This window comes from Pseudomonas sp. 20-5 (genome assembly GCF_056782835.1).
Genome location: NZ_CM165584.1, coordinates 6,213,699 through 6,238,954, shown reverse-complemented (window position 1 = coordinate 6,238,954; position 25,256 = coordinate 6,213,699). Strand labels below are relative to the sequence as shown.

Genomic DNA, 25,256 nt, shown 5'->3' with positions numbered 1-25,256 from the left:
AAGCCTGCCGGGAGCGGCCCCGGTCACACCGGCAGCAGCATGTAGAAGCGCGCGCCCTGGCCCGGTTGCGAGCGCACCGCGATGCGCCCGCCATGCAGCTGGATGATTTCCTTGCACAGCGCCAGGCCGAGGCCGGCGCCGCCCTTCTTGCGTCCGACCTGGACGAAAGGCTCGAAGATCCGTCCTTGCTGGCTGAAGGGAATGCCTTCGCCATTGTCTTCCACCGCGATCAGCACCCGGTCGCCCTGGCGCCGGGCCTGCAGGTGGATCTGCCCGCCTTCGCTGCTATGGCGCAGGGCGTTTTCCAGCAGGTTGTCGATCACCCGCTCGATCTGCAGGCGATCGAGCTGCAGGCGCGGCAGCTCATCGCCCAGCTCCAGTTGCAGCGAGACCCGGCGGGCCTCGCCCTTGGGAATGAAACGCTGCTGCGCCTGGGTGAGCAGGTCGACGAGGTCGCAGGAAGCCAGTTCGAGCTTCTGCATGCCGGTCTGGTAGCGCGAGAAGTTCAACAGGTCGTTGATCAGCAGGACCAGCCGCGACATCTCTTCGTCCACCGTCTGGATCAGGTCCGCTTCCCGTGACTCCGCGGGGAAGTCCAGGCGTTCGCGGAGCAGGCTGAAGGCCATCTGCATGCCGGTCACCGGCGTACGCAGTTCGTGGGAGGCGCGCAGGACGAATTCGCTGCGGACCCGTTCGAAGGCGCGCTGCTCGGTCACGTCGCGGACCACCAGCACCGCGCCGACGCTATGCCCGCCGGGATGGGTGACCGGATACAGCGACCAGGCCAGCAGGCGCGACTCGCCGGCGACGTCCACCACCAGGTCGGGCATCGCCTCGTCCTGGACTTCGCCGAGCAGGGCCTTTTCCACCGCCTCCTGGACATCGACATCGCTGAGTATTTCGTCGATCCGCTTGCCATGGGGGTCGTTGGAGACGAACAGCTGGCGGATTGCGACCGGGTTGGCGTGTTCGATGCGTCCCTGGTTGTCGAAGATCACCAGGCCGTCGTCGATGCTGTCGAGTACCGCCTGCAGGCGCCGCTCGCCGGAAAGCACCTCTTCGACGCTGGTCTTGCGATACTGCCGCAGGGCCTCGGCCATCAGGCCGAAACGCCGGGTCAACTGGCCGACCTCGGCGACGTTGGTCATCGGCAGGGTCACGTCGAAATCGCCTTCGCCGATCCTGTCCGCCGCCCGCGCCAGGGTTTCGATCGGCGCGCCGAAGCGCCGGGCGATGCTGTGGGCGGTGACGAAACCGATCAGCAGGATGGCGACGCCCACCAGGCCAAGCAGGCCGGCGACCAGGTAGGCACGATGGCGGGCGCTGGTCTCGGCTTCGCTGATGCCGGCCAGCGCCAGTTGCTGCAGGTCCTGCAGGCGCAGGCGCAGGCCATTGAAGGCTTCGCTGAAGCCGTCGTTGTCGGCCATGGGCGCTTCGAGCAGGGCCGGGGTGTGCGCCTGCAGTTGCAGGTAGGCGTTGCGGACGCCATCCAGGGCGGCCTGCTCGGCGCTGTCGACGGTATTCGCCCGGCCCTGTTCCAGGACTCGTCGGAAGTCGTTTTGCGAGCGCTCCAGGGCCTGCCCGTCGGGGGTTTCGCGGAGCAGTATGACCAACTGGTCGCCGAGCAACTGGCGCAGTTGCTGGCTCACCTCGATGGTCGCGTAGTGGTGCGACATCCGTTGTTCCTGGGCGCGGCCGAGCTGCATCACGCTGAACAGCCCGAGCAGCAGGCCGAACAGCGAGACGGTGATCAGCGCGGAAATGCTGAGGAACAACCGGGTCCGGAGCTTCATCGGCAGCGGCATGCTCATAGGCCGTACTGCTTGCGCTTCCGGTACAGGGTCGAGGCATCGATACCGAGGGTCTTGGCGGCCTGGTCGAGGGTCGCGCTGGAGGCCATCACCGCCGTGATATGGGCTTTCTCCAGGTCTTCCAGGCTCAGCGATTCGCCGATCCGCGGCGCGCTGCTGGCAGATTGCGCAGCGCTGAAACCGAGGTGGTCGACATCCACCAGTTCCTGGTTGCAGATGATGCTGGCGCGTTCGATCACGTTGCGTAGCTCGCGTACGTTGCCCGGCCAGGGGTATTGCCGCATGGCCTCGCGGGCGGCTTCGCTGAAGCCGCGGGCGGGGCGGCCGTAGTCCTTGACGAAGCGGGCGAGGAAACGTTCGGCCAGGCCGAGGATATCCTCGGCGCGTTCGCGCAGGGGAGGCAGGTTGAGCACGATCACGTTGAGGCGGTAGAGCAGGTCCTCGCGGAACTGGCCCTGGGCGACCATCGCGCCCAGGTCGCGGTTGGTCGCGGCAAGGATGCGTACGTCGGCGCGGCGGGTCACCGGATCGCCGACGCGTTCGTATTCCTTGTCCTGGATGAAGCGCAGCAGCTTGGGTTGCAAGGTCAGCGGGAAGTCGCCGATCTCGTCGAGGAACAGGGTGCCGCCGTCAGCCTGGCTGACCCTGCCCAGGGTGCTTTCGGTGGCACCGGTGAAGGCGCCGCGACTGTGCCCGAACAGTTCGCTTTCCATCAGTTCGGCGGTCAGCGACGGGCAGTTGATGGTGACCTGGGGCTTCTTCGCGCGTTTGCTCCAGGTGTGGATGGCGCGTGCCAGTTCGCCCTTGCCGGAGCCGGATTCGCCGAGGATGAGGATGTTGGCGTCGGTCGCCGCTACCTGGCGCGCGGTCTCCAGTACCGCGGCCATGGCCGGGCTGTGCGATTCCAGGCCGTCGCCCTGGCGGCGCACTTCGTCCTCCAGGGCCTCCAGGCGCGCGGTCAGTTGGCGCACCTCCAGTTGCTTGGCGGCGGCCAGGCGCAGTTGGTCCGGGCTGCAGGGCTTGACCAGGTAATCCACCGCGCCGGCCTGCATGGCGTCGACCGCGGTATCCACCGCCGAATGCGCGGTGACGATCACCACGCGCATCCATGGCGCCTGGACGCGCATCTGGGCGAGAACGTCGAGCCCGTTGTCTTCGCCCAGGCGCAGGTCGAGGAAGCACAGGTCGAATACCTGGCGCTGCAACAGGGCCTCCGCCTGCGGCGCGCTGCTGGCGGTGGCCACGCTGTAGCCTTCGTCTTCGAGGCAATAACGGAAAGTGCGCAGGATCGCCGACTCGTCATCGACCAGCAGGATGCGCCCCTGTTTTTCGGAAGTGGTTTCCATCGTTGCTTTTTATCCTCTAGGGAATTCACTGCCATTCGGCTTCTGGGTTAGTCCCCGGAAAGCCCATGCAAGTTGCAGAGCGCCCCGCCGCCCATCCGGGCGGCCAGGGCGGCGTGCAACCTGCCGATGTCTGTTCTTGGGTTTTCGGGAAGCCGTGGCGGCTCCACGGATGGCTCCGGGTAGCAGGTGCCGGGTCGCTTCCCTGTTGCATGTGACAGCGTACCGCGCCGATCGTGCAAAACGCCCGGAATAATTTGTCGCGTCGTGCAGGATGAACTGCGCAGACTACCTGGGTTGTTTTATAACTTATTGAATTAAAAGTGTTTTTATTTTTCAGAAAGGCTGGCATGCGGCGTGCAATGAGGTAGTCACGGTCTCCCTGAAGAAAAAATGGACACAGGCCGGTTCGCTACCCCGATGGGCCTGGCCCCGAGGCGGTACCGACAGTTCCGAAGGCACACAGGAGAAAACATCATGCTTAGTTGGGCTATCACCTTTCTGATCATCGCCATCATCGCTGCCGTCCTCGGGTTTGGTGGCATCGCAGGTGCCGCCACCGGAATCGCGAAGATCCTCTTCGTGCTGTTCCTGGTGCTCTTCGTGGTCTCGTTCTTCTTCGGACGCCGTCGCGGCTAACCGGATGCCAAGGAGAAAGCGATGCGACTCATGCGTAACCTGATGAACGCACTGCTGCTCGGTGCCGCCGCCAGTTCGCTGGCGGTGGCGGCCGACAGGGACGGCGAATACCGCTTGAACGAACTGCAGAGCACCGATGCCGGATACCGCAAGGCCTGGCAGAACCTGGTGGAAGACGAGAGCCGCTTGCCCGACTGGGTGATGAATCTCTCGGGAACCGCTACGCCGATGCATGCCGTCGACGACCAGGGCGACAAGTATCTGGTTGGCGGTCTCTGCGAGAAGTCCGATTGCAAGGGCCAGCGCCTGCTGGTCGCCTTCGATTGGGACAAGAGTCATGCCTACGGGCTCTACGTGCAGGTGCCCGAAGGGCTGCCGCAGGACAAGTCGCCGAGCAAGCACGCCAGCTTCCGCTGGCTGGGCAAGCCGGAACCGGCGGTACAGAAGATCCTCGACGAACAACTCAAGGCCGATCCGAACTGGTACTGAGGCGGAACGGGCTTGCGTGACACCGCCCCGCCCGCAGCGGGGCATGGCCAGGGGACCGGGATGCGCTGGGTGAGGTCGATCCGGCGGGTTCCAGGGGTACAGGGAGTACCTCCTTCGGGGTCGGGCCAGGCGAAAACGCGCCGGAGGGGAGCCACCGATGTCTCGCTGCCTTCCGGCGCGCTTCTATATATAGAAGGGGTACGATGCTCCGCCGTCCGGCGGAGCGTCGGCTTCCGCAGCGATACTCCGCGAACTTCCCTGATATCGATCAATGCCTGTGGATGGCGGAGTCGTTTTACAATCGACCGCCCGCGCGTTCCGAGGCGCCCTCCCAGAAGGGCTTTACCGCGCGGTTATCCACAGAATGCCGCTTATCCACAGCCGGCGATGGCGTGCCGGACGGCCTTGCGTGTCCTGCGACCATGCATCGCAGCGATGATGAGCGACTTTCAACTTCCCAGGATGGGCACGAGGCTCCCGGGCCTTGCACGGAGTGCCTTCCGCTCCCTGTTCTTGTACGAAAATCAAGGGCAATTTCCTGTGGGACGGACGTTTCATTAGTGATTTCTCATGCCGATTCGGCATGGGGCAGTCACTTACGGCATTAGACGGGGTAGGGGAGCGCATGAATCATTGCGCCCTTTCGCCTGTCGGGAGCGACTCTCCCGTTGGAGCGACTCCCGACTTCCACAAGAATTAAGGGTGACGAAACATGGGTAAAGCCAAGCTAAGCCTCGCCTGGCAGATCGTGATCGGTCTGGCACTCGGTATCGCCGTCGGCGCAGTGCTCAACCATTTCAGCGCCGAAAAGGCCTGGTGGATCGCCAACGTGCTGCAACCGGCCGGCGACATCTTCATCCGTCTGATCAAGATGATCGTGGTGCCGATCGTGATTTCCTCGCTGGTGGTCGGCATCGCCGGCGTCGGCGACGCGAAGAAGCTTGGCCGCATCGGCCTGAAGACCATCATCTACTTCGAGATCGTCACCACCGTCGCCATCGTCGTCGGCCTGCTGCTGGCCAACCTGTTCCAGCCCGGCACCGGCATCGACATGAGCACCCTGGGTACCGTGGACATTTCCCAGTACCAGAAGACCACCCAGGAAGTGCAGCATGACCATGCGTTCATCGCGACCATCCTCAACCTGATTCCCTCCAACGTCTTCGCCGCCATCGCCCGTGGCGAGATGCTGCCGATCATCTTCTTCTCGGTGATGTTCGGCCTCGGCCTGTCGAGCCTGCCCAACGACCTGCGCGAGCCGCTGGTGAAGGTGTTCCAGGGCGTTTCCGAGACCATGTTCAAGGTCACCCACATGATCATGAAGTACGCCCCTATCGGTGTCTTCGCCCTGATCGCGGTGACCGTCGCCAACTTCGGCTTCGCCTCGCTGCTGCCGCTGGCCAAGCTGGTGATCCTGGTCTACGTGGCCATCGTCTTCTTCGCCCTGGTGGTGCTGGGCCTGATCGCGCGGATGTTCGGCTTCTCGATCATGCGCCTGATCCGCATCTTCAAGGACGACCTGGTCCTCGCCTATTCCACCGCCAGCTCGGAAACCGTGCTGCCGCGCATCATCGAGAAAATGGAAGCCTACGGCGCGCCGAAGGCGATCAGCAGCTTCGTGGTGCCCACCGGCTACTCCTTCAACCTCGATGGCTCGACCCTGTACCAGAGCATCGCGGCGATCTTCATCGCGCAGCTCTACGGCATCGACCTGTCCATCGGCCAGCAGATCATGCTGGTGCTGACCCTGATGGTGACCTCCAAGGGTATCGCCGGCGTGCCGGGCGTATCCTTCGTGGTGCTGCTCGCCACCCTGGGCAGCGTCGGCATCCCGCTCGAGGGCCTGGCCTTCATCGCCGGCGTGGACCGCATCATGGACATGGCGCGCACCGCCCTCAACGTGATCGGCAATGCCCTCGCGGTGCTGGTCATCTCCAAGTGGGAAGGCATGTACGACGCGGCCAAGGGCCAGCGCTACTGGGATTCGCTGCCGCACCTGCGGCAGGCGGTCGGCGAAGCCAAGGGCAAGCAGGCCACCCTCGAATAAGGCGGCTTCCCGCCCAGGAGGCCCCGGCATCGTCCGGGGCCTCGGCGTTTCTGGCGCCGGCACCGCCTGCGCCGCTATCATCCGCGCAACGCGGGGGATTCTGAATGCTGAACGGCTTGTGGTTGGGTTTTTTCCTGGTGGCGGCGGCGAGTGCGCTGGCGCGCTGGTTGATCGGCGGCGATGCGACGGTGTTCGCGGCGATGGTGGAGAGCCTGTTCGCCATGGCCAAGCTGGCGGTCGAGGTGATGGTCCTGCTGTTCGGCACCCTGACGCTCTGGCTCGGTTTCCTGCGCATCGCCGAGAAGGCCGGGCTGGTGGAGCGCCTGGCGGTGCTGCTCGGACCGCTGTTCCGCCGGCTGATGCCGGAAGTGCCGCCGGGGCATCCGGCGATCGGCCTGATCACCCTGAACTTCGCCGCCAATGGCCTGGGTCTGGACAACGCCGCCACGCCGATCGGCCTGAAGGCGATGAAGGCGTTGCAGGAGCTCAATCCCAGCAGCACCACCGCGAGCAATGCGCAGATCCTCTTCCTGGTGCTCAACGCCTCGTCCCTGACCCTGCTGCCGGTGACTATCTTCATGTACCGCGCGCAGCAGGGCGCGGCCGATCCGACCCTGGTATTCCTGCCGATCCTCCTGGCCACCAGCGCCTCGACCCTGGCCGGCCTGTTGTCGGTGGCGCTGATGCAGCGCCTGCGCTTGTGGGACCCGGTGGTGCTGGCCTACCTGATCCCCGGCGCGTTGCTGCTGGCCGGCTTCATGGCGGTGCTCGGCACGCTCTCGGCCACCGCGCTGGCGCAGCTGTCCTCGCTGCTGGGCAACCTGACGCTGTTCAGCCTGATCGTGCTGTTCCTGATCGTCGGCGCGCTGAAGAAGGTGCCGGTCTACGAGAGCTTCGTGGAGGGGGCGAAGGAAGGTTTCGACGTCGCCAGGAACCTGTTGCCGTACCTGGTCGCAATGCTTTGCGCGGTTGGCGTGTTGCGCGCCTCCGGGGCGCTGGAAGTGGTACTCGGCGGGATACGCTGGGCGGTCGAGGGGCTGGGCTGGGACAGCCGCTTCGTCGAGGCGCTGCCCACCGCGCTGGTCAAGCCGTTCTCCGGCAGCGCGGCGCGGGCGATGCTGCTGGAGACCATGCAGACCCACGGCGTCGACAGTTTCCCGGCGCTGGTCGCCGCCACCGTGCAGGGCAGTACCGAGACCACCTTCTACGTGCTCGCCGTCTATTTCGGCTCGGTCGGCCTGCAGCGCGCGCGCCACGCGGTGGGCTGCGCGCTGACCGCGGACCTGGCCGGGGTCATCGCCTCCATCGGCGTGTGCTACTGGTTCTTCGCCTGAAGTCGCCAGGCTTCGACGTCACTGGGTGACGTCGAAGCGCAGGGTACCGATCATCTGTCCGGCCTCGGTGAGTACCTTCACCTGCCAGTGGCCGACCGGGTCGCCGGGGAAGTTCTGCTTGTGGGTCCAGGCCCGGTAGCCCTCCTTGCGGCCGCCGTGGATATCCAGGGCGATGCGGTCGAACTCCTTCCCGTTGAACATCCACACGTGATAGATGCGCTCGTCGAGGCCGCGCGGCGCGTTGATCGCGGTATAGGCGAACAGGCCCTGGCTGCGCAACTGGCTGGCGCCGACCTGCTCCAGGCTGTCGCCGGGCGTGCGGCTCTGGTCGTCGAACTGGCTGCTCACCGCCACTTCGGTCAGCCACAGGGTGGCCGGCGGCACCCAGGTACGGCCGAACCAGCCGGCCAGGCCCACTGCCAGGGTCAGGCCGAGAAGCAGGAAGCCGCGCCACCAGTGCTGTAGCGGGAAGGTCACGAGCAGGCTGGGGAAGGACAGCACGACGGCGATGCCCAGCGACAACCGGTAGCTTTCCGGGGTGGTCAGGTGCAGCAGGATCGGCAGCGAGGTCAGCAACACCGCGAACAGGGTCAGGGTGTGGTAGGCGAGGAACACCCAGCGACGCCTGGACAGCCAGCGATAGTAGAGCGGATCGGTGATGGAGATCAGCGCCGCGGCGGCCAGCGTCCCTGTGAACAGCGCCTGGCCGCTGTTCCAGGTGGTGGTGATGAGAAAGAACGGCAGGACGAAGAACAGGCTTTCCTGGTGGATCAGTTGGGTCGCGTAGCGCAGCAGCGGTGCCGGGATCTCCCAGCCGAAGCGGCGGGCGAAGGTCTCCCGCAGGAGGTTCTCGAGGATCAACCAGACCCAACTGACCAGCATGATGATCGCCAGCACCTGGGCGAAGCCCTTCTGCCGGTCGACCATGATGAAACTGAACACGCCCGAACAGAAGCCGAACAGGGCGATGGTGCGCGGATAGCGGGCCATCAGGCCGCCGACCAGGGCGATCAGTTGCTCCAGGCGGGCCTTGAGGACGGGGCGTTGTTGGTTGGGCATGGGGACCAGCGGGTTCTCGATCGGAGCTGCTCGGCCAGCCGGCCGGGGCGCGCAGCATAACCCCGGCCGGGTTTCCTGGGTATGAACGAAGGACAGCTGCCGCGTGGCGAATGTTTCCTTCGCCCGACAGAGGCTCCGCTCTCCTTTCTGGAGGTCGACCAGGGAAAAAGGCGTCGCTTTCCCGACCGATGGTCGCGAAGCTTTCGACAGTCTTTCAAACCCCTTCCATTCGCACCTTTCGGGCAATTTTAGATTGTTCGACAGGAGTTTTTACACATATGGTTACAACTCGGTCGATGGATGACGTACCCGCCTGCGTGGCCATCGACGCCGCCATGGACCGCTTCCCCGTGTCTGCCTGAGTGTGTGTCCCATGGCCTCTAATAAATCCAAAGGTGTCGCCATTTTCCGTGTGGTCAGTGGCAACTTCCTCGAGATGTACGACTTCATGGTGTATGGCTTCTACGCCACCGCCATCGCCAAGACCTTCTTCCCCGGCGACAACCCGTTCGCCTCCCTGATGCTGTCCCTCGCCACCTTTGGCGCCGGCTTCCTGATGCGGCCGCTGGGTGCGGTGTTCCTGGGCGCCTACATCGATCGCCACGGCCGCCGCCAGGGCCTGATCATCACCCTCGGCCTGATGGCCATGGGGACCCTGCTGATCGCCTTCGTTCCCGGCTATGCCACGCTGGGCGTGGCGGCGCCGTTGCTGGTGCTGTTCGGCCGGCTCCTGCAGGGTTTTTCCGCCGGCGTCGAGCTGGGAGGGGTTTCGGTCTACCTGTCGGAGATCGCCACGCCAGGACGCAAAGGCTTCTTCGTCAGTTGGCAGTCGGCCAGCCAGCAGGTCGCGGTGGTCTTCGCCGGCCTGCTCGGCGTGCTCCTCAACCAGTGGCTGAGCCCGCAGGACATGGGCGAATGGGGCTGGCGCGTGCCGTTCTTCATCGGCTGCCTGATCGTTCCGGCGCTGTTCGTCATCCGTCGCTCGCTGGAGGAAACGCCGGAGTTCGAGGCGCGCACCCACCGACCGTCGCTGTCGCAGGTGCTGCGCTCCATCGGGCAGAACTTCGGCGTAGTGCTGGCCGGTACCGCGATGGTGGTGATGACCACCGTATCGTTCTACCTGATCACCGCCTACACGCCGACCTTCGGCAAGAACGAACTGCAACTGTCGGACCTCGACAGCCTGCTGGTGACCATGTGCATCGGCCTGTCCAACTTCATCTGGCTGCCGGTGATGGGCGCGTTCTCCGACCGCATCGGGCGCAAGCCATTGTTGCTGGGTGCCTCCGCGCTGGCACTGCTGACCGCCTACCCGGCGCTGTCCTGGCTGGTCCGCGAGCCGAGTTTCGCCGGCCTGCTCGGCGTCGAGTTGTGGCTGTCGTTCCTCTACAGCAGCTACAACGGCGCGATGGTGGTGGCGTTGACCGAGGTGATGCCGGCGGACGTGCGCACTACCGGTTTCTCCCTCGCCTACAGCCTGGCTACGGCGACCTTCGGTGGTTTCACCCCGGCGGTCTGCACCTGGCTGATCCACACCCTGGACAACCGCGCGGCCCCGGGCATCTGGCTCAGTGGCGCGGCGCTGCTGGGGCTGCTCGCCACCCTGGTGCTGTTCCGCCGGCGCGGCAAGGAGATCGCCGAGGCCGAGCTGGCCAACGCCTGAGGCGTTTCGCCGCATGCCGTGCGTCGGCTCCCGCCGGGGCTGCGGCGGCGGCGTTGATGTCGATCAACCGGAGCTGCGCCAAACCGCGTAGACAGGAAGGAAGTGGTTGTACCGACTTCCTTCCCTTCCTGGAGATCGCATCATGTCCAATGTACAAAATGCCAGCCGGTCTTCCGCGTTCGCGGCGGTAGAGGGCGACCATTGGGTCGAGTCCCTCGACGATGGCCGCCACGTGCTGATCCGTCCCCTGCGCGAGGAGGACCGGGAGCGCGAACGCCAGTTCATCAACCGGCTGTCCCCGGCGACCCGCCACTTCCGCTTCCTCGGCGAGATCAAGGAAGCCAGCCCGGCGCTGCTCGATCAACTGATGGACATCGACTACCAGCAGAGTATGGCCTTCGTTGCCCTGGTGCACGAGGACGGTGAGCTGCGCGAGGTCGGGATCAGCCGCTACGCCGCCTGCTGCGAGGAAGGGCAGTGCGAATGCGCGGTAACCATCGCCGACGACTACCAGGGTCTGGGCCTCGACGCCGTGCTGATGCGCCATCTGATCGACGTGGCGCGGCGCAACGGCTTCCGCCAGATGTATTCGGTGGACTCGGCGGCCAACCGGGCGATGCGCGACCTTTGTTGCGCACTGGGCTTCGTCGGCCAGCGCGACCCGGACGACTCGACCCAGGTCATCCACCGCCTGGCCCTGTAGCCCGGTCAGGCGCGCCGGCGGCGCAGGCCGAACCAGAGCAGGCCGCTGGCCAGGAGACCGGCGGCGAGCAGCAATGGGTAGAGCATGTCGTCGTCGAATAGCGGCTTTTCGATGCGCAGGTAGCCTTCGCCGTCGAACAGCCGCTTCGCCAGCGCGTTCGCCTGTTGCAGGCTGACCTTCGCCAGGCGGCGCTCCTCATTGGGGAAATGGCCGTCCTCGTAGTCGGCCAGCGAGCCCCAGTAATAGTCCGCCAGCGCCGCGTTGCCCTGGGTGCTCCAGGCCAGCCTGGCGCGCTCGGCGAATTGCACCCGCTTGAAACGCCCCGGGTCCAGGCCATGCTGGCGGATGCCGCCGAGCAACTCGCGCAGGGCGGCCTCGGTGGCGGGTAGGTCGCTGCGCTCGACATCCGCGTCGAGGCTGAAGAAGCCCTGGTTGGCGAACACCTGGCGATCGGTCGATGGCCCGTAGGTGAGTCCGCGACGCACACGCAGGTCGGCGTACAGCGCGTCGTTCATATAGGCCTGGAGCAGGACCATGGCGTCCGGGTCGGCGTCGTCCGGCTCCGGATAGATCCAGTGCAGCATCGCACCCTCGCCGAATGGCCGGGTGATCAGGGTGCGCCTGGCCTCGGCATGCCCGTTGGCCGCCGGCAGCTCGCGGCGCTCGGGGAGCTCGTGGTCTTCCAAGGTGCCGAAGGTCCGGGTCAGATAGGCCGGCAGGCGCGGATCGAGGTCACCGACCAGGATCAGGGTCATGTTGCCCGGTACGTACCAGTCGCTGCGCAGCCGCTCCAGCTGCTCCGCGCCAAGCGGCGCCAGCGGCGCGCGCTGGGAGCAGGCCAGGCCCAGTTCCACCGCCAGTTGGTCCATGGCGCCACGGCCCAGGTTCTCGCGGTCGAGCCAGCGCTGCAGGTGCGAGTAATGGCCGCCGCCTTCGCGCTCGATCACTCGCTTGGCGGCGGCGATGCGCGGCTCGTCCAGTTCGGTGCGGGTGATGGTGTCCAGCAGCAGGTCTAGGACCTGCCGCTGGGTGGCGGCAGGTGCCTCGATGACGAAGGTGGTGTCGCCTTCGCTGGTGTAGGCGTTCCATTGTCCGCCGAGGGCCTGCATGCGGGCTTCCAGGTCGGCCTCGTCGCCGCCGTCCAGGCCGCTGAAGAACAGGTGCTCGAGCAGGTGCGGCAGCTGCTTTTCACGGCACGAGAAGTCGGCGAAACCGACCCCCACCACCAGCCGGATCGAGACGTGTCGGTGCTGCTCGGTGGGCTTGAGCAGCACGCCCATGCCGTTTTCCAGCTGGAAGGCTTCGACCTCGCTGCGCTGGTCGGCGTACGACCAGGGGCAGAGCAGGCAGAACAGCAGCAGGGTGGACAACGAACGCATGGGCCGAGCCTGGAACTAAAAATACCGAGAATAGCGGATGCTTCATGACGAACCTACCCGCAGAACGGCTAATGTCGCGAACGGCGCGTTTCCGCTCGCTCCTCGGCGAGCGCTGGCTCGGCCAGCGGCGCCGAGGTCATGTCGTCGACTTCGTCGGCCCAGTCGTCCTCGTCCCGCCGAGTGCCCTCGTCGGCCGCGCTGCTCGGCGCGTCTGGATTGTCCAGCACGGCGTAGGCGATGGCGCAGAACAGCGAGTTGAGACGCTTCATGTCGCTGATCAGGTCCAGGTGCAGCGAGCTGGTCTCGATGCTCTGTACCACCTGCTGGTGCAGGCGGTCGACATGGGCATGGGCGTAGCGCCGTTCCTGCAGACGGAAGCGCTGCTTGGCCCGGCGCAGGCGCTTGGCGCTGTCGAGGTCGCCGTTGAGGAACACCGAGAGACCCAGGCGCAGGTTGGAGACCAACTGCTGGTACAAGGTGCCGATCTCTTCCAGGCCGGTGTCGGAGAACGAGCGGCTGCGCGAGGTCTTCTTGTCCTGCACGGCGGCGAGCATGTGCTCGATGATGTCGCCGGCCTGCTCCAGGTTGATCGCCAGCTCGATGATCTCCGCCCAGCGCCGGCTGTCGCGTTCGGACAGGTCCTCGCGCGGCATCCTTGCCAGATACAGCTTGATCGCGGTGTAGAGGGCGTCGACGTCGTCGTCGAGCTTGCGGATGTCCTTGCCGAGCAGCGGATCGCCGCCGCGGATGATCTGCATCAGATTGTTCAGCATCTGCTCGACGGTGTCGCCCATGCGCAGGGTCTCGCGCACCGCGTTGGCCAGCGCCAGGCTCGGCGTGTCGAGGGCGGCGGGGTCGAGATGGCGCGGCCGGGCGACGTCGTCGGGAAGGGCACGGTCGGGCATCACACGGGTGCAGAAGCTGGCCATGGCGTTGGTCAGCGGCAGGCAGGCGAGGCAGCGCGCGGCGTTGTAGAGCACGTGGAAGGCGATCACCAGTTCGGCTGTGCTGAACTGCCAGTGATCCATCCAGTCCGCCAGCGGCCCCACCAGGGGCAGCACCAGCAGGCAGCCGGCGACCTTGAACAACAGGCTGCCGAGGGCCACCCGGCGACCGGCGGCGTTTTGCGCGGTGGCGCTGAGCATGGCCAGGATGCCGCTGCCGAGGTTGGCGCCGACCACCAGGCACAGCGCGACTTTCAGCGAGATCACCTTGGATGCGGCGAGGGTCGCGGTAAGCAGCACGGCGGCCAGGCTGGAATAGGAAATCATGGCGAACAACGCGCCGGTCAGCGCGTCGAGCATGATGTCGCCGGTCAGGCTGGAGAACAGTACCTTGACGCCCTTGGCTTGGGTCATCGGCTCGGCGGCGGCGACGATCAGCTGGAGCGCCAGGATGATCAGGCCGAGGCCGATGAATACCCGGCCGAGCTGGCCGAGGCGGGTCTGTTTGCGGCTGAGGAAGAAAATCACGCCGAAGAAGATCAGCAATGGCGAAAGCCACGACAGGTCGAGGGTCAGCACCCGCGCCATCAGCGCGGTGCCGACATCGGCGCCGAGCATGATCGCCAGGGCCGGCGCCAGTGCCATCAGGCCCTGGGCGACGAAGGAGGTGGCCAGCAGGGCGGTGGCGTTGCTGCTTTGCACCAGGGCGGTGACGCCGATGCCGGCGGCGAACGCCAGCGGGCGTTTTTCCACGCTGCGACTGAGGATGCGCCGCAGGTCGGCGCCGTAGACCCGGAGGATTCCGGTGCGGACGATATGCGTGCCCCACACCAGCAGGGCGACGGCAGAGAGCAGGTCGAGCAGTTTCAGCATGGCGTGGCCCCCCTGGCACTACGACGAATGGCCAACCTCGCGCCAGGTTCCGCGTGCGTTGCGCCGCGGAGCCCGGACAACGGCGCCAACGGCCACGATGGAAAGGCAGCGTTCAGGCGAGTTGTAACACGAACGTCATATTTGGACAGGCGCCCCCCGCGGGAGTTCGTCTCGGCAGCCCGAGCGGCAGGGCGCCTACCCTTCATTCAAGCGTGCGCGCCGCGAAACGGCGAGGATTTTTTCGCCTTCCGTTCGATGCATGCGTTTGCGCCACAGGCCATGGAATTAGCCGACAGGAAGGGTATCCTTTGCACCTTTTAAAAAGCCCCGGTCTAGAGGGATACAGAGGAGTGGTGCGGATGCGATTTTCGGGGATCAGTGGCTGCCTCTCGGCAGCGGTGTTGGCGCTCGGGGTAGGGGGAGCGCCGGTGGTTCAGGCCGATGCGCTGGGCGATAGCCTGGAGCAGGCGCACATCCGCAAGGCGACCTTCGCCGCGCCGGCCTGGGAAGGCTATACCAACGCCGACGGCAGCGGTCTGTACTGGGACCTGCTGAAGCAGGTCTATGCGCCCTACGGGCTCGACGTGAAATTCATCAACATGCCCTGGAACCGCGCCAACAAGCTGATGACCGCGGGCTCCATGGTCGATGGCGTGCCGGGCGAGATCCCCGGCGTTGAGGGCAAGCTGTACGCCCAGTTGCCGATCGACATCGAGTACCACGGCGTGATGCATGCGGCGAAGACGCCCTTTTCCGGCCGCGCCAGCCTCACCGGCAAGCGCGTCGGCTGGCGCCACAGCTACAACCTGATCCCCGCGGAGCAGCGCGACTTCACCCTGGTCGAGTGCGTCCGCCCCGAGCGTTGCACCGAGCAGGTCCAGAACGGCGAGCTGGATTTCTTCCTCGACGAGCCGGACGAACTGGAAAAGCAGCGCAGCGAAGCGCATCTGCCGGCCGACGCCTACCCGATCGCGCAACTGCCGCCCGGCAAGGAGTCCTTCATGACCTTCGCCGACAGCGCCAGCGGCCGGCTCCTGCGCGAGGTCTACGACGCGCGGGTACGGCAGATGGCGGCGTCCGGCGAGCTGCGGGCGCTCTACCAGCGCTGGAACAGCGAGGTGCCCGGCGCCGTGCAGGCTCTTTCGGCGCAGTGATGCGCCGCTCATTTCCATCGCGAAGCCTTTCCGGGGCTTGCGCGGTGGGAATGAAACGCCTAGGATTCGCCCTTCATTTCCCCCACTTACGCACCGCAAAGGAGGTTACATCGATGATTCAGTTCTCTACCCTTTGCAGGCTGCGCCTGGCCTAACGGCCACCGAAACCTACCGCTCGACCCCCTGCACCGCTGAACGATTCCCGCCCTTGCGTCCGCGCAAGCTTCCGGCGAGAGGTCATCGGCTGCCGCGGTCACCGCTCCCCAGGTTTTCACTTCTCCGTTAGACGCCCTTCGCCCTTCCGCGAGTGCCCGCTCGGCTTCGGTCTGCCCCCCGGATCTACCGTTTCAATCACATGGATTGGATTATGGGCAACTACATCAAGCCTTTGTCCGCGGGCGTCGCACTGATCGCCTCGGACAGCACCTGGATCGAAGGCAAGGCGATCCAGCAACTGCAAACCACCGCCGAACTGGACGGCATGTGCCGCGTCGTCGGTCTCCCGGACCTGCATCCCGGCCGCGGCTATCCGGTCGGCGCGGCGTTCTTCTCCGTCGGTCGCTTCTATCCGGCGCTGGTCGGCAACGACATCGGCTGTGGCATGGCCCTGTGGGAAACCGGCCTGGCCCCCGGCAAGCTGTCGGCGGACAAACTGGAAAAGCGCCTGGGCAATCTCGACCTGCCGCTGGACGAGACCTGGAGCGACTGCATCGAAGCCCTGGATCTACCGGCCCGCGAGCACTGGCGCGCGCTCGGCACGATCGGTGGCGGCAACCACTTCGCCGAGCTACAGCAGGTCGAGACCGTGTTCGACCAGGCCGCCCTGCACGCCCTCGGCCTCGATGCCGGCCGCCTGCAACTGCTGGTGCACAGTGGCTCGCGCGGTCTCGGCCAGGCGATCCTGCAAGAGCAGGTCAGCCTGCATGGCCACGCCGGCCTGCTCGACGGCAGCCTGGAAGCTTCCGCCTACCTGGCGCGCCACGCCGATGCGCTGCGCTTCGCCGAGGGTAACCGCCAGCTCATCGCCCGGCGCATTCTCGAACGCTTGCGCTGCGACGGCCTGGAACTGCTCGACATCAACCACAACCTGGTGGCGCCGGCACAGGTCGATGGCGTCGACGGCTGGCTGCACCGCAAGGGCGCCACCCCGGCCGACCAGGGCGTGCTGGTGATCCCCGGCTCGCGCGGCGACTACAGCTACCTGGTGGAGCCTGTGCCGAGCGCGCAGAGCCTGTTCTCCCTGGCCCACGGCGCCGGTCGCAAATGGCAGCGCGGCGAGTGTCGGGAGCGTCTGGCGGCGCGCTTCAGCGTCGACCAGTTGGGCCGTACGCGCCTTGGCAGCAGGGTGATCTGTGGCGACCGCCAACTGATCTACGAGGAAGCGCCGGAAGCCTACAAGGGTATCGACTCGGTGGTCGGCGCGCTGCTCGAAGCCGGCCTGCTGCGCCTGGTCGCCCGCCTGAAGCCGGTGCTGACCTACAAGACCCGTGGGGAGTGCTGCCGATGATCCTGCTGCAACTCTCCGCGGCCCAGGGGCCGGCGGAATGCTGCCTGGCGGTGGCGAAGGCGTTCGAGCGGCTGTGCCTCAAGGCGGCGCAAGCCGGCGTCGAGGTCGAGGTAATCGAGGAGGTGGCCGGCGAGCGTCCGCGCACCTGGCGTTCGCTGCTCCTGGGGCTGCGCGGCACTGCCGCCGAAGCGCTCGCCGAGCGCTGGTGCGGCGGTATCCAGTGGATCTGCCCCAGCCCCTACCGGGCAAGGCATGCGCGCAAGAACTGGTTCATCGGCGCGGAGCGCTTCGCCGCGCCGCCGGCCAGTCTGGAGGGCGAGATCCGTTTCGAGACCCTGCGCTCTTCCGGCCCCGGCGGCCAGCATGTCAACACCAGCGACTCGGCGGTGCGCGCCACCCACCTGGCCAGCGGCATCAGCGTCAGGGTGCAGAGCCAGCGTAGCCAGCACGCCAACAAACGCCTGGCGATCCTGCTGATCGCCCGGCGCCTCGCGGACCAGGCGAGCAGCGCGGCCGACGCGCTGCGCGCGGAGCGCCGCCGGGCCCACGGTCGGATCAGTCGCGGCGCGGCTCGCCGGGTATTCCGCGGCGAGCGTTTCGAGCCGGCCTGAGCGGCTCAGTCGCCGAGCACTTCCTTGCGCAGCTTCACTGGCTCTTCGCCCCGCTTGCGCGCGGCAGCGCCGCGCATGCGGATGTTCAGCGCCTCCACGGCCAGGGAGAAGGCCATGGCGAAGTAGACGTAGCCCTTCGGCACATGGACTTCGAAGGCTTCGGCGATCAGCACCGTGCCGACCACGATGAGGAACGACAGGGCGAGCATCTTCAGCGACGGGTGCTTGTCGATGAAGTCGCTGATGGCGCCGGCGCAGAGCATCATCACCAGTACCGCGACGATGATCGCCGCGACCATCACCGGCACGTGGGAGACCATGCCGACGGCGGTGATCACCGAGTCCAGGGAAAAGACGATGTCGATGATCGCGATCTGGATGATGGTGCCGATGAAGCCGCCCGCCGACCCCTTCGGTTCATCGCCGCTTTCTTCCTCGCCTTCCAGGCCCTGGTAGATCTCCGAGCTGCTTTTCCAGAGCAGGAACAGGCCGCCGAAGAACAGGATCAGGTCGCGTCCGGAGATGCCCTGGCCGAACAGGTGGAAGAGGTCGGCGGTCAGGCGCATGACCCAGGTGATCGACAGCAACAGCAGGATCCGCGTCACCATCGCCAGGGCCAGGCCGAAGAAGCGGGTGCGTGGCTGCAGGTGCTTCGGCATGCGCCCGACCAGGATCGAGATCATGATGATGTTGTCGATGCCGAGGACGATCTCCAGGGCGGTCAGGGTGAAGAACGCAATCCAGATTTCCGGGCTGGTCAGCCATTCCATGAAGCGGTCACTCGTCTCGGTCAGTTACTGAACAGGGGGAACAGGCCCAGCAGCAGGGCCATGGCGAGGATTGCCAGGCACACCAGCACGGCCCATTTCAGGGTGAAGCGCTGGTGGTCGCCGAAGTCGATCTTGGCCAGCCCCACCAGCAGGTAGGTGGAGGGCACCAGCGGGCTGAGCAGGTGCACCGGCTGGCCGACGATCGAGGCGCGGGCCATTTCCACCGGGGTGATGCCGTATTCGGCGGCGGCCTGGGTGAGGATCGGCAGGACGCCGTAGTAGAAGGCGTCGTTGGACATGAAGAAGGTGAACGGCATGCTCACCAGCGCGGTGATGGTCGCCAGGTATGGGCCCAGCGCCGGCGGGATCACCGCCAGCAGGCTCTTGGACATGGCGTCGACCATCCCGGTGCCGGAGAGGATGCCGGTGAACACCCCGGCGGCGAAGATCAGCGAGACCACTGCGAGAATGTTCTCGGCGTGTGCGCCGATGCGCTTCTTCTGCTCCTGGATGCACGGGTAGTTGACGATCATGGCGATGCCGAAGGCGATCATGAACAGCACCGGCATCGGCAGCAGGCCGGCGATCAGGGTCGCCATCAGGACCACGGTGAGAATAGCGTTGAACCACAGCAGCTTGGGCCGGCGCGCCTCCGGATACTGCGACACGCTGATCTCCGCCAGGTCCTCATGGTCGGTGGGCAGGTGCAGCTCGCCGAGGCGGGCGCGCTCGCGCTTGCCGTAGATCCAGGCGATGGCGAAGATCGCCAGCAGCCCGGCGATCATCGCCGGGATCATCGGCACGAAGATATCCGCCGGGTCGACGTGCAGGGCACTCGCCGCGCGGGCGGTGGGGCCACCCCAGGGGGTCATGTTGAGCACGCCGCTGGAGAGCATGATCAGGCAGGCCATCACCAGCGGGCTCATGCCCAGGCGGCTGTACAACGGCAGTACGGCGGCCACGCAGATCATGTAGGTGGTCGAGCCGTCGCCGTCGAGGGAGACGATCATCGCCAGCGCCGCGGTGCCCAGCGAGACCTTCAGCGGGTCGCCCTTGACCAGCCGGAGGATCTTGCGCACCGCCGGGTCGAACAGCCCGGAGTCGATCATGATGGCGAAGTAGAGGATCGCGAACATCAGCATCACGCCGGTCGGCGCCAGGGTGCGGATGCCGTCGAGCATCATCGGGCCGAGGCCGGCGGCGAAACCGCCGATCAGGGCGAAGGCGATCGGGACCAGGATCAGCGCGATCAGCGCGGACAGGCGCTTGGTCATGATCAGGAACATGAAGGTCGCCACCATGGCGAAGGCGAGCAGGGTCAGCATGGGTTCACTCCGGGGAAGACGGCGGACGGGCGTGCGGCGTGCGGTCAGCAGGCGGCGGGCGGGTGGCGTCGCGCGGACGGAGTGCGGCTGTAGGCGTGTGCGGAACGGGGCATGGCAATCACCATTGTTGTTTTTGTACGGGTAAGCGGGCGTCTCGTGGGCGCGCCGTCGTGTCCGGTCTTCTGCCGGTGGTGGGCGGATGCTACGGCGGGAAGCTTTCAGGCAGCTTTCGCTGGATAACGGCGGGAAACGTGCGGGTAATTTCGGATATATGGTCGATCAGGGCTGCCGCGCGAGGAGCGCCGCGGCCAGTTGCAGGTCGCTGTACCCGGCGTATTCCGGGGCTTGGCGCAGGACCTGCAAGGCTGCCTGGAGGTACGCGCCACGGATCGCACCGTCGCTGGCGACGAAGCTGGCGGCGTCGTCCCGCGCCTGGACGAGCTTGTCGCCCTCGTCAGCGCTGGACTCCTGTGCGCTGACGGTGCTGCCGATGAACGGGCCGACGGTGGTGACGGCCGCCCAGAAGAAGGTGGCGGCGCCGGGTTCGTCGTCGAATTCGGGAAACACCTTGATGAAACCGAAGGCCGGTTGGCAGAGCAGGCAGAGCGCCGTGAGGGCGGCGGCGACGCGTCCTGTCGTCATGGGCTTCCTTGCAGCACGAGGAGTACGCCGACCAGAGTGGCGCCGGAAAGCAGCGTTTGCAAGGTAATGATGCCCGCCATCAGGTGGCCGTCGCCGCCCAGTTGGCGGGTCAGCACATAGGCGGTGGGCGCCGTCGGCAGGGCGAAGAACAGTACCAGCACGGCGCTTTCCATGCTCGGCAGGCCCAGCCCGCGAGCGATGGCGAAGGCCAGCAGGGGCATCGCCAGCAGCCGCGCCGCGCAGTTCCAGCCAAGGGCCGCGACTTCGCCGCCGAGTTCCTGGGGTTTCAGCGCCGCGCCGACGCACAGCAGGCCCAGCGGCAGGCTGGCCACCGCCAGCAGGTTGAGCAGGCGATCGCTGCCGCCGGGCAGGCCGACGCCGGCCAGGTTGACCAGTGCGCCGGCGAGGCAGGCGAGGATCAGCGGGTTCTTCAGGATCGGCAGCAGCAGCGCGCGCAGGCTGATGCCGCGCTCGGCGGTCAGCGCCCAGACCGACATCACGTTCACCGTCGGCACCATCAGCGCCAGCATCAGCGCGGCCAGGGTCAGGCCCGGCTTGCCGTACAGGCTGCCGACCGCGGCCAGGCCGAGATAGGTGTTGAAGCGCAATACGCCCTGGGCGATGGCGCCGAAGCGCCCGGCGTCCCAGCCGCGCCAGCGCTTGCAGAGCAGCAGGGCGAGCCAGGCGACGCCGAGCCCGAGCAGTACGGCCAGGGCCTGGCGGGCCAGGCCGGGGTCGTCCAGCGGCGCGGTCGCCAGGTTGCTGAACAGCAGCGCGGGAAACAGGATGAAGTAGTTCAGGCGTTCTGCGGCAGGCCAGAAGGCTTCGCCGGGAAAGTCCCAGCGGCGCAGGGCGTAACCGCCGACGATGAGGGCGAACAGCGGCCAGAGGGAGTAGAGCAGAGCGGTCACGGGCACCCCCGGATAGTGGAATCCGCTCATCTTGCGAGGTGGCTGCGGCACAGGGCAAGTCCGGCTTATGCTGGCACTCCCGCGAGGAGGATTCGCCATGCCCGAGACCCATACCGGCGGTTGCCATTGCGGCTATCTGCGCTACGCCGTCGCCGCGCCGCTGGACGATGTCGCTCACTGCCACTGCTCGATCTGCCGGCGCACCACAGGCGGCATCGTCACCACCTGGGCCACGGTGCCGCGCGCGGCGTTCCGCTGGCTGGCGGGCGAACCGGCGGAATATGCCTCGTCGGCCAGCTGCACGCGCTACTTCTGCCCGCGTTGCGGGGCCAACCTGGCGTTGTTCACCCGGCTCAGCGCCGATACCCTGGACTTCACCGTGGCCAGCCTCGACCATCCCGAGCGCGCCCCCGCCAACCGGCACATCTGGGTCGGCAGCCGCCTGCCATGGCTACACCTCGACCCGCAGTTGCCCGAAGAGGACGAGGAGTTCATCGCCGGAGCGGACGACCCGTGAGCGAAGACCGGAGGTGGCACCTGTAGGGCGAATAACGCAGAGCGTTATCCGCCGTCTGCGAGGCGCTGAAAGAGCGCTCGGGACCATGCGTCCTGCAGGCGCCTCCCTCAGGGCAGCATCAGCCCGCCGGCCGCCTTGTGCAGCTCGCGCAGGTGCGCGCCGACCTCCTTGATGTTGGCCTCGTTGGCTTCCAGCTCGGCGCGGCGCTCGGGATCGAGCAGGGCGCGGACCTCGCGGTCGAGGTCGTCGCTGAGCCGGCGCAGGCGCGCCTGGCGTTCGCGGGTCTGCTCTTCCAGGTGCTTCCACTCGGCGGCCTGCGGCAGGCCGTAGCCGCCCTCCAGGAGTTCCGCCGGACGACTGAGGAAGCCGCTGTCGTCGAGGATCTGCTGGAAGGTCTTGCCGGCCACTTCCAGGCGCTGGTCGCCGGCCGGCTTGTCCAGGTGGCCGAGGTACAGGCGCTTCAACTCGTCCTGGGCGAGCAGCAGCTGGCGCCGCAGCGAGGCCTGCTCGAGCAGCAGCAGCGCCGCGCTGGCGCGCAGGTCGGCCTTGGCGAACCAGGGCTGGCGCTCCCTGGCCGGCAGCGCCAGCCAGTCCTCGACCTTGTCCTGGGGAATGTGCAGGCGCTGCTTGAGCACGTCGAACATCGCCTGGTAGCGGTCGCGGAAGGAGTCGAAGCGGTAGCCCAGGCGCAGGGCTTCCTTGGGGTCGTCGAGCACACTGGGATCGGCCAGCTTGCGGTTCTCCAGCATCTCGAGCACGCCGTAGGGGGTGATGCTGTCCAGGCTTTGCAGCGGTCGCCGGGGGATGCCGCTGCGCAGAAGCTTGAGGGTTTCCACCGCGCAATTGTTGGAGATGAAGTAGTACTGGCCGTCGTAGCTCCAGTGACTCTGCGCGGCGCGCTCGACCAGGCTGGCGACCTCCTCGCGGTCCAGCTTCAGCGGCACCGAGGCGAGGCTGCGCAGCTCGACCTTGGTGTATTCCTCGATCACCTGCGACAGCGGCAGGACGAACAGGCGCGACGGATAGGCGCCGGTCAGGCCGTCCCAGCTGGACAATTGCAGGTCGCCGACGAAGGCGCGGTAGGACAGCACGAGATGCTGGTCGAGGTCCAGCCGGCAGTCCGGACCACGCGGCCGGCCGGGGGCGCAGATCACCAGGCGGAGCATGGTGTGGCCCCAGCGGCTGACCAGGTTGTCGTTGGCCTCGGCCAGCAGGTAGTCGACCTCGTAGACCCGCTCGGGGTCGAGCTGGCCCAGCGGCTGCTGGCCGAAGTCGCGGCCGGCGTTGAGGTAGGCGAAGCTCTGCGCACAGGCACTGTGTTCCGGCGCCCAGCCGAAGCGTTGCTGGTAGTAGCGGTAGAGCGCCGGGCGGCGGCAGGCGTAGCTGGGATCGAGGAGGAAGTACTCCATGTTCACCGCGACGAACTCGCGCGGATTGCTCAGCTCGTAGACGTCCGGGCTGCGCAGTACGAAGCCATTGTGCGCCTCGCGCCGCCCGCGCTGGCCGGCGCGCTGCGGCCAGCCGGCGAGATCGAGCAGGCGCGGGTCGTCGGAGAGCGTGAAGCGGCGACCGCTCTGCCCGCGGCAATCGGTGGGCTGGGCGATCCGGCCGAGGGTTTCTTCCTGGCGCGTGCAGCGGCGGATCTCGCGTTTTTCCTCCGCCGACCACAGGCGCGCGCGATCGTAGACGTGGGTCAGCTCGTGCAGCAGGGTCGCCAGCAGCTCGCGCCGCTCGGTGCCGTGCACGCGCCCGGTCTGGCGGCTGGCGGCGCTGCCGTCGGTGAGATCGGCCAGGTACTTGCGGTTCAGCGCGATGCGCTGCGGGCCACGGGCCTGGCCCATGCCGTTGGCGGGCAGGTCGTCGCGCCACTCGACCTCGATCTCGCGGTCCAGGCGTTCGCGGAAGGCCGGCGGCAGCTTGTCCGCGGCATCGTCCAAGAGTTGCTGGCTGGCCTCGCGCTGCGCAGGGTCCAGCCCAGGCGCGTCGAGTTTCAGGCGCAGGGCCGCCGTCGCGTTGCCGGCTCCGCAGAGGGCCAGCGCCAGCAGCCAGGCGCAGGCCTTCCTCACAGGGCGAGAATGGCTTCGGCAAGTACCTGGTCGGAGGCTTCACGGGCTTCCGGCAGACGGCTGCGCAGGGTCCGCATCGCGGCTTCCAGCTGGGCGCCGCGAATGGCGCCGTCGCTGGCGACGAAACTGGCGGCGTCGTCGCGCGCCTCGGTGACCACTTTCATGTCGCGCACGGAAGTGGTGGTGTCGGAAGTGAAGTCGATGCTGCGGTCGAGGGCGCGGACGATGATATTGCTGGTCGCGACCACCGAGCGTGCTTCCGCGGCCGTGGCGCAGAGCGCCAGCAGCAGGGCGGCGAACAGGGGGCTATGACGCATGGAGCTACGGCGCATGGAGGTTCTCCGGAACGGTGGTGATCGCCTATTGGGCAAGAATTGCTTCGGCCAGTTCCTGATCGCTGGCCGCCAGCTCGGGGTGCGCGACACGCAACCAGCGCAGCGCCGCTTCCAGGCGCGCACCACGGATGCTGCCATCGCTGGCGACGAAGCTGGCCGCATCGCCCCGGGCATCGCGTAACAATTTGTTCTCGAACGGCGTGCTGGTCAGCTTGCTGGTGACGTAAAGGGACTTCGCGGTGAACGCCGTCGTGGTATCGAAGGCGTGCGCAGCGGGCGCCAGCAGGCAACAGAAGAGCAACGAGAACCGGTAACGCATGGGGTTGGGCGGAATAGGACTGGAACAGCCGCCAAGGCTAACGGAATGTGCGGCGCGGAGCCAGTGTGGCCGGTCGGCCAGGTCATCGCCGCAGCCGGGCGGCTGCGGCGGCGGGGCGGGCGACTCAGATGGTCAGGATCGCCTGGGCCAGTTGCATGTCGTTGGCGGCCAGGCTCGGCAGCTTGCCACGGATGTGGCGCAGTGCGGCTTCCAGGTGCGAACCGCGGATGTCGCCCTGGCTGGCGACGAAGCTGGCGGCGTCGTCGCGCGCTTCGAGGACGATCTTGTCGTCGCGGAAGGAATTGGTGATGTCCGAAGTGGCATTGGAGGTCATGCCGGTGGCGCGGACCAGAGTATCCGTGGTGACCACGAAGCTGCTGGCGAACGCGCTGGAGGCGCAGGCGAGCAGGGCAGCGGCACCGATCAGGCGCAGACGTTTCATGTGAGTTGCTCCGAACGAAGTCAGCGTAGACGGCCGCATCCGCGCGGCCGTGTCAACGCTGAGACTAACCAACTGTGCGCCACGTCACCAGCGGCTCAGCGCCAGAAAGGTTTCGAAATCTCTACGTAGCGTTCGCTCGGGCTGATCGCCAGGTCGGCGAGGTCGTGTTCGGACATTTGCGCAAGATGCTTGCGCGATTGAGCGTTTTGTCGCCAGGAATTCAATTTTTCCAACAGGGCGGCGAGATGTGGATGGGCGGCCGGGAGACCGCTGGAACTCCCGGCGTGCGGGTGCGGGGATGTCCTCATCGTGCGTTCCTTCCCATCCCGGGGATGGGGGCGGGGTGTGGAACCTCATGATGCGCCGGGACCGC

The 25,256-nt window shown here is 66.7% G+C and carries 24 protein-coding genes; 10 read left to right on the top strand and 14 right to left on the bottom strand.

Translation table 11 applies throughout. From position 1 onward, the window contains the following. Nucleotides 1–23: 23 nt before the first annotated feature. Entirely contained in the window at nt 24–1,811 is a 1,788-nt protein-coding gene (locus AC1RB9_RS28740; protein ID WP_003458303.1) for a KinB sensor domain-containing domain, read from the bottom strand. Further along, on the bottom strand, nt 1,808–3,157 hold the full coding sequence (algB, locus tag AC1RB9_RS28735; RefSeq protein WP_003102840.1) for a sigma-54-dependent response regulator transcription factor AlgB: 1,350 nt from the start codon (nt 3,155–3,157) through the stop codon (nt 1,808–1,810). Before algB ends, AC1RB9_RS28740 begins: the two co-directional genes overlap by 4 nt. A 474-nt stretch (nt 3,158–3,631) precedes the next feature. On the opposite strand from algB, the gene AC1RB9_RS28730 reads away from it, so the two are divergent. From AC1RB9_RS28730 to AC1RB9_RS28715, 4 genes are all read left to right on the top strand, one after another. Beyond that, on the top strand, nt 3,632–3,793 hold the full coding sequence (locus AC1RB9_RS28730; RefSeq protein WP_003096961.1) for a DUF1328 domain-containing protein: 162 nt from the start codon (nt 3,632–3,634) through the stop codon (nt 3,791–3,793). 21 nt (nt 3,794–3,814) lie between these two features. Further along, complete coding sequence (locus AC1RB9_RS28725; protein ID WP_003114119.1) at nt 3,815–4,282, top strand: inhibitor of vertebrate lysozyme family protein; 468 nt, start codon at nt 3,815–3,817, stop codon at nt 4,280–4,282. A gap of 712 nt (nt 4,283–4,994) precedes the next feature. Further along, entirely contained in the window at nt 4,995–6,329 is a 1,335-nt protein-coding gene (gltP, locus tag AC1RB9_RS28720; RefSeq protein ID WP_003096956.1) for a glutamate/aspartate:proton symporter GltP, read from the top strand. Between the two features lie 104 nt (nt 6,330–6,433). Beyond that, on the top strand, nt 6,434–7,663 hold the full coding sequence (locus tag AC1RB9_RS28715; protein ID WP_003096953.1) for a nucleoside recognition domain-containing protein: 1,230 nt from the start codon (nt 6,434–6,436) through the stop codon (nt 7,661–7,663). An 18-nt stretch (nt 7,664–7,681) separates the two neighbouring features. On the opposite strand, the gene AC1RB9_RS28710 is transcribed toward AC1RB9_RS28715, so the two are convergent. Continuing rightward, nucleotides 7,682–8,722, bottom strand: coding sequence for a DUF5924 family protein (locus AC1RB9_RS28710; protein ID WP_003458299.1), 1,041 nt, complete (start codon nt 8,720–8,722; stop codon nt 7,682–7,684). A 373-nt stretch (nt 8,723–9,095) separates the two neighbouring features. Between AC1RB9_RS28710 and tcuC the strand changes: the two genes are divergently transcribed. Both tcuC and AC1RB9_RS28700 read left to right on the top strand, forming a co-directional pair. Next, nucleotides 9,096–10,385 (top strand): MFS transporter, encoded by a 1,290-nt coding sequence (gene tcuC / locus AC1RB9_RS28705; protein ID WP_003096941.1) that lies wholly within the window; start codon nt 9,096–9,098, stop codon nt 10,383–10,385. Nucleotides 10,386–10,527: 142 nt separating this feature from the next. Beyond that, nucleotides 10,528–11,088, top strand: a complete 561-nt coding sequence (locus AC1RB9_RS28700) for a GNAT family N-acetyltransferase (protein WP_003096934.1) — start codon at nt 10,528–10,530, stop codon at nt 11,086–11,088. A 5-nt stretch (nt 11,089–11,093) separates the two neighbouring features. Here the strand turns inward: AC1RB9_RS28700 and AC1RB9_RS28695 are convergent, their stop codons facing one another. Together AC1RB9_RS28695 and AC1RB9_RS28690 are read right to left on the bottom strand one after the other, a co-directional pair. Further along, nucleotides 11,094–12,467: a M16 family metallopeptidase gene (locus tag AC1RB9_RS28695; protein WP_003121371.1), complete on the bottom strand. Its 1,374-nt coding sequence runs from the start codon at nt 12,465–12,467 to the stop codon at nt 11,094–11,096. A 68-nt stretch (nt 12,468–12,535) separates the two neighbouring features. Next, nucleotides 12,536–14,284 carry a Na/Pi cotransporter family protein gene (locus tag AC1RB9_RS28690; RefSeq protein ID WP_003096931.1) on the bottom strand — a complete coding sequence of 583 codons (1,749 nt, stop codon included), beginning with the start codon at nt 14,282–14,284 and terminating at the stop codon, nt 12,536–12,538. A gap of 353 nt (nt 14,285–14,637) precedes the next feature. Between AC1RB9_RS28690 and AC1RB9_RS28685 the strand changes: the two genes are divergently transcribed. From AC1RB9_RS28685 to prfH, 3 genes are all read left to right on the top strand, one after another. Then, nucleotides 14,638–15,438: a substrate-binding periplasmic protein gene (locus tag AC1RB9_RS28685; RefSeq protein ID WP_003121370.1), complete on the top strand. Its 801-nt coding sequence runs from the start codon at nt 14,638–14,640 to the stop codon at nt 15,436–15,438. A 367-nt stretch (nt 15,439–15,805) separates the two neighbouring features. Beyond that, entirely contained in the window at nt 15,806–16,945 is a 1,140-nt protein-coding gene (locus AC1RB9_RS28680) for an RNA ligase RtcB family protein (RefSeq protein ID WP_003121369.1), read from the top strand. Continuing rightward, nucleotides 16,942–17,556 carry a peptide chain release factor H gene (gene prfH / locus AC1RB9_RS28675; RefSeq protein ID WP_003458295.1) on the top strand — a complete coding sequence of 205 codons (615 nt, stop codon included), beginning with the start codon at nt 16,942–16,944 and terminating at the stop codon, nt 17,554–17,556. The genes AC1RB9_RS28680 and prfH overlap by 4 nt, the downstream gene beginning before the upstream one ends. Nucleotides 17,557–17,561: 5 nt before the next feature. Here the strand turns inward: prfH and AC1RB9_RS28670 are convergent, their stop codons facing one another. The 4 genes from AC1RB9_RS28670 to AC1RB9_RS28655 form a co-directional block, all read right to left on the bottom strand. Further along, nucleotides 17,562–18,326 (bottom strand): TerC family protein, encoded by a 765-nt coding sequence (locus tag AC1RB9_RS28670; RefSeq protein ID WP_003096920.1) that lies wholly within the window; start codon nt 18,324–18,326, stop codon nt 17,562–17,564. Nucleotides 18,327–18,346: 20 nt separating this feature from the next. Next, on the bottom strand, nt 18,347–19,651 hold the full coding sequence (locus AC1RB9_RS28665; RefSeq protein ID WP_003096918.1) for a CitMHS family transporter: 1,305 nt from the start codon (nt 19,649–19,651) through the stop codon (nt 18,347–18,349). A 279-nt stretch (nt 19,652–19,930) separates the two neighbouring features. Beyond that, entirely contained in the window at nt 19,931–20,293 is a 363-nt protein-coding gene (locus tag AC1RB9_RS28660) for a DUF2388 domain-containing protein (RefSeq protein WP_003102543.1), read from the bottom strand. Then, nucleotides 20,290–21,234, bottom strand: a complete 945-nt coding sequence (locus AC1RB9_RS28655; protein ID WP_003096914.1) for an AEC family transporter — start codon at nt 21,232–21,234, stop codon at nt 20,290–20,292. Before AC1RB9_RS28655 ends, AC1RB9_RS28660 begins: the two co-directional genes overlap by 4 nt. A gap of 67 nt (nt 21,235–21,301) precedes the next feature. Here AC1RB9_RS28655 and AC1RB9_RS28650 point away from each other — a divergent pair, with 67 nt between their 5' ends. Continuing rightward, nucleotides 21,302–21,721 carry a GFA family protein gene (locus AC1RB9_RS28650; protein ID WP_003102545.1) on the top strand — a complete coding sequence of 140 codons (420 nt, stop codon included), beginning with the start codon at nt 21,302–21,304 and terminating at the stop codon, nt 21,719–21,721. Nucleotides 21,722–21,828: 107 nt separating this feature from the next. Here the strand turns inward: AC1RB9_RS28650 and AC1RB9_RS28645 are convergent, their stop codons facing one another. From AC1RB9_RS28645 to AC1RB9_RS28625, 5 genes are all read right to left on the bottom strand, one after another. Beyond that, nucleotides 21,829–23,787: a DUF7844 domain-containing protein gene (locus AC1RB9_RS28645; RefSeq protein WP_003458292.1), complete on the bottom strand. Its 1,959-nt coding sequence runs from the start codon at nt 23,785–23,787 to the stop codon at nt 21,829–21,831. Beyond that, entirely contained in the window at nt 23,784–24,104 is a 321-nt protein-coding gene (locus tag AC1RB9_RS28640) for a DUF2388 domain-containing protein (protein ID WP_003114112.1), read from the bottom strand. Before AC1RB9_RS28640 ends, AC1RB9_RS28645 begins: the two co-directional genes overlap by 4 nt. Before the next feature lie 43 nt (nt 24,105–24,147). Continuing rightward, a complete protein-coding gene (locus tag AC1RB9_RS28635) occupies nt 24,148–24,441 on the bottom strand; it encodes a DUF2388 domain-containing protein (protein WP_003096909.1) in 294 nt (97 codons plus the stop codon). A gap of 124 nt (nt 24,442–24,565) precedes the next feature. Further along, nucleotides 24,566–24,883 carry a DUF2388 domain-containing protein gene (locus tag AC1RB9_RS28630; protein ID WP_003096907.1) on the bottom strand — a complete coding sequence of 106 codons (318 nt, stop codon included), beginning with the start codon at nt 24,881–24,883 and terminating at the stop codon, nt 24,566–24,568. Between the two features lie 95 nt (nt 24,884–24,978). Beyond that, nucleotides 24,979–25,191, bottom strand: a complete 213-nt coding sequence (locus AC1RB9_RS28625; protein ID WP_003121364.1) for a DUF1127 domain-containing protein — start codon at nt 25,189–25,191, stop codon at nt 24,979–24,981. Nucleotides 25,192–25,256 lie beyond the last annotated feature (65 nt).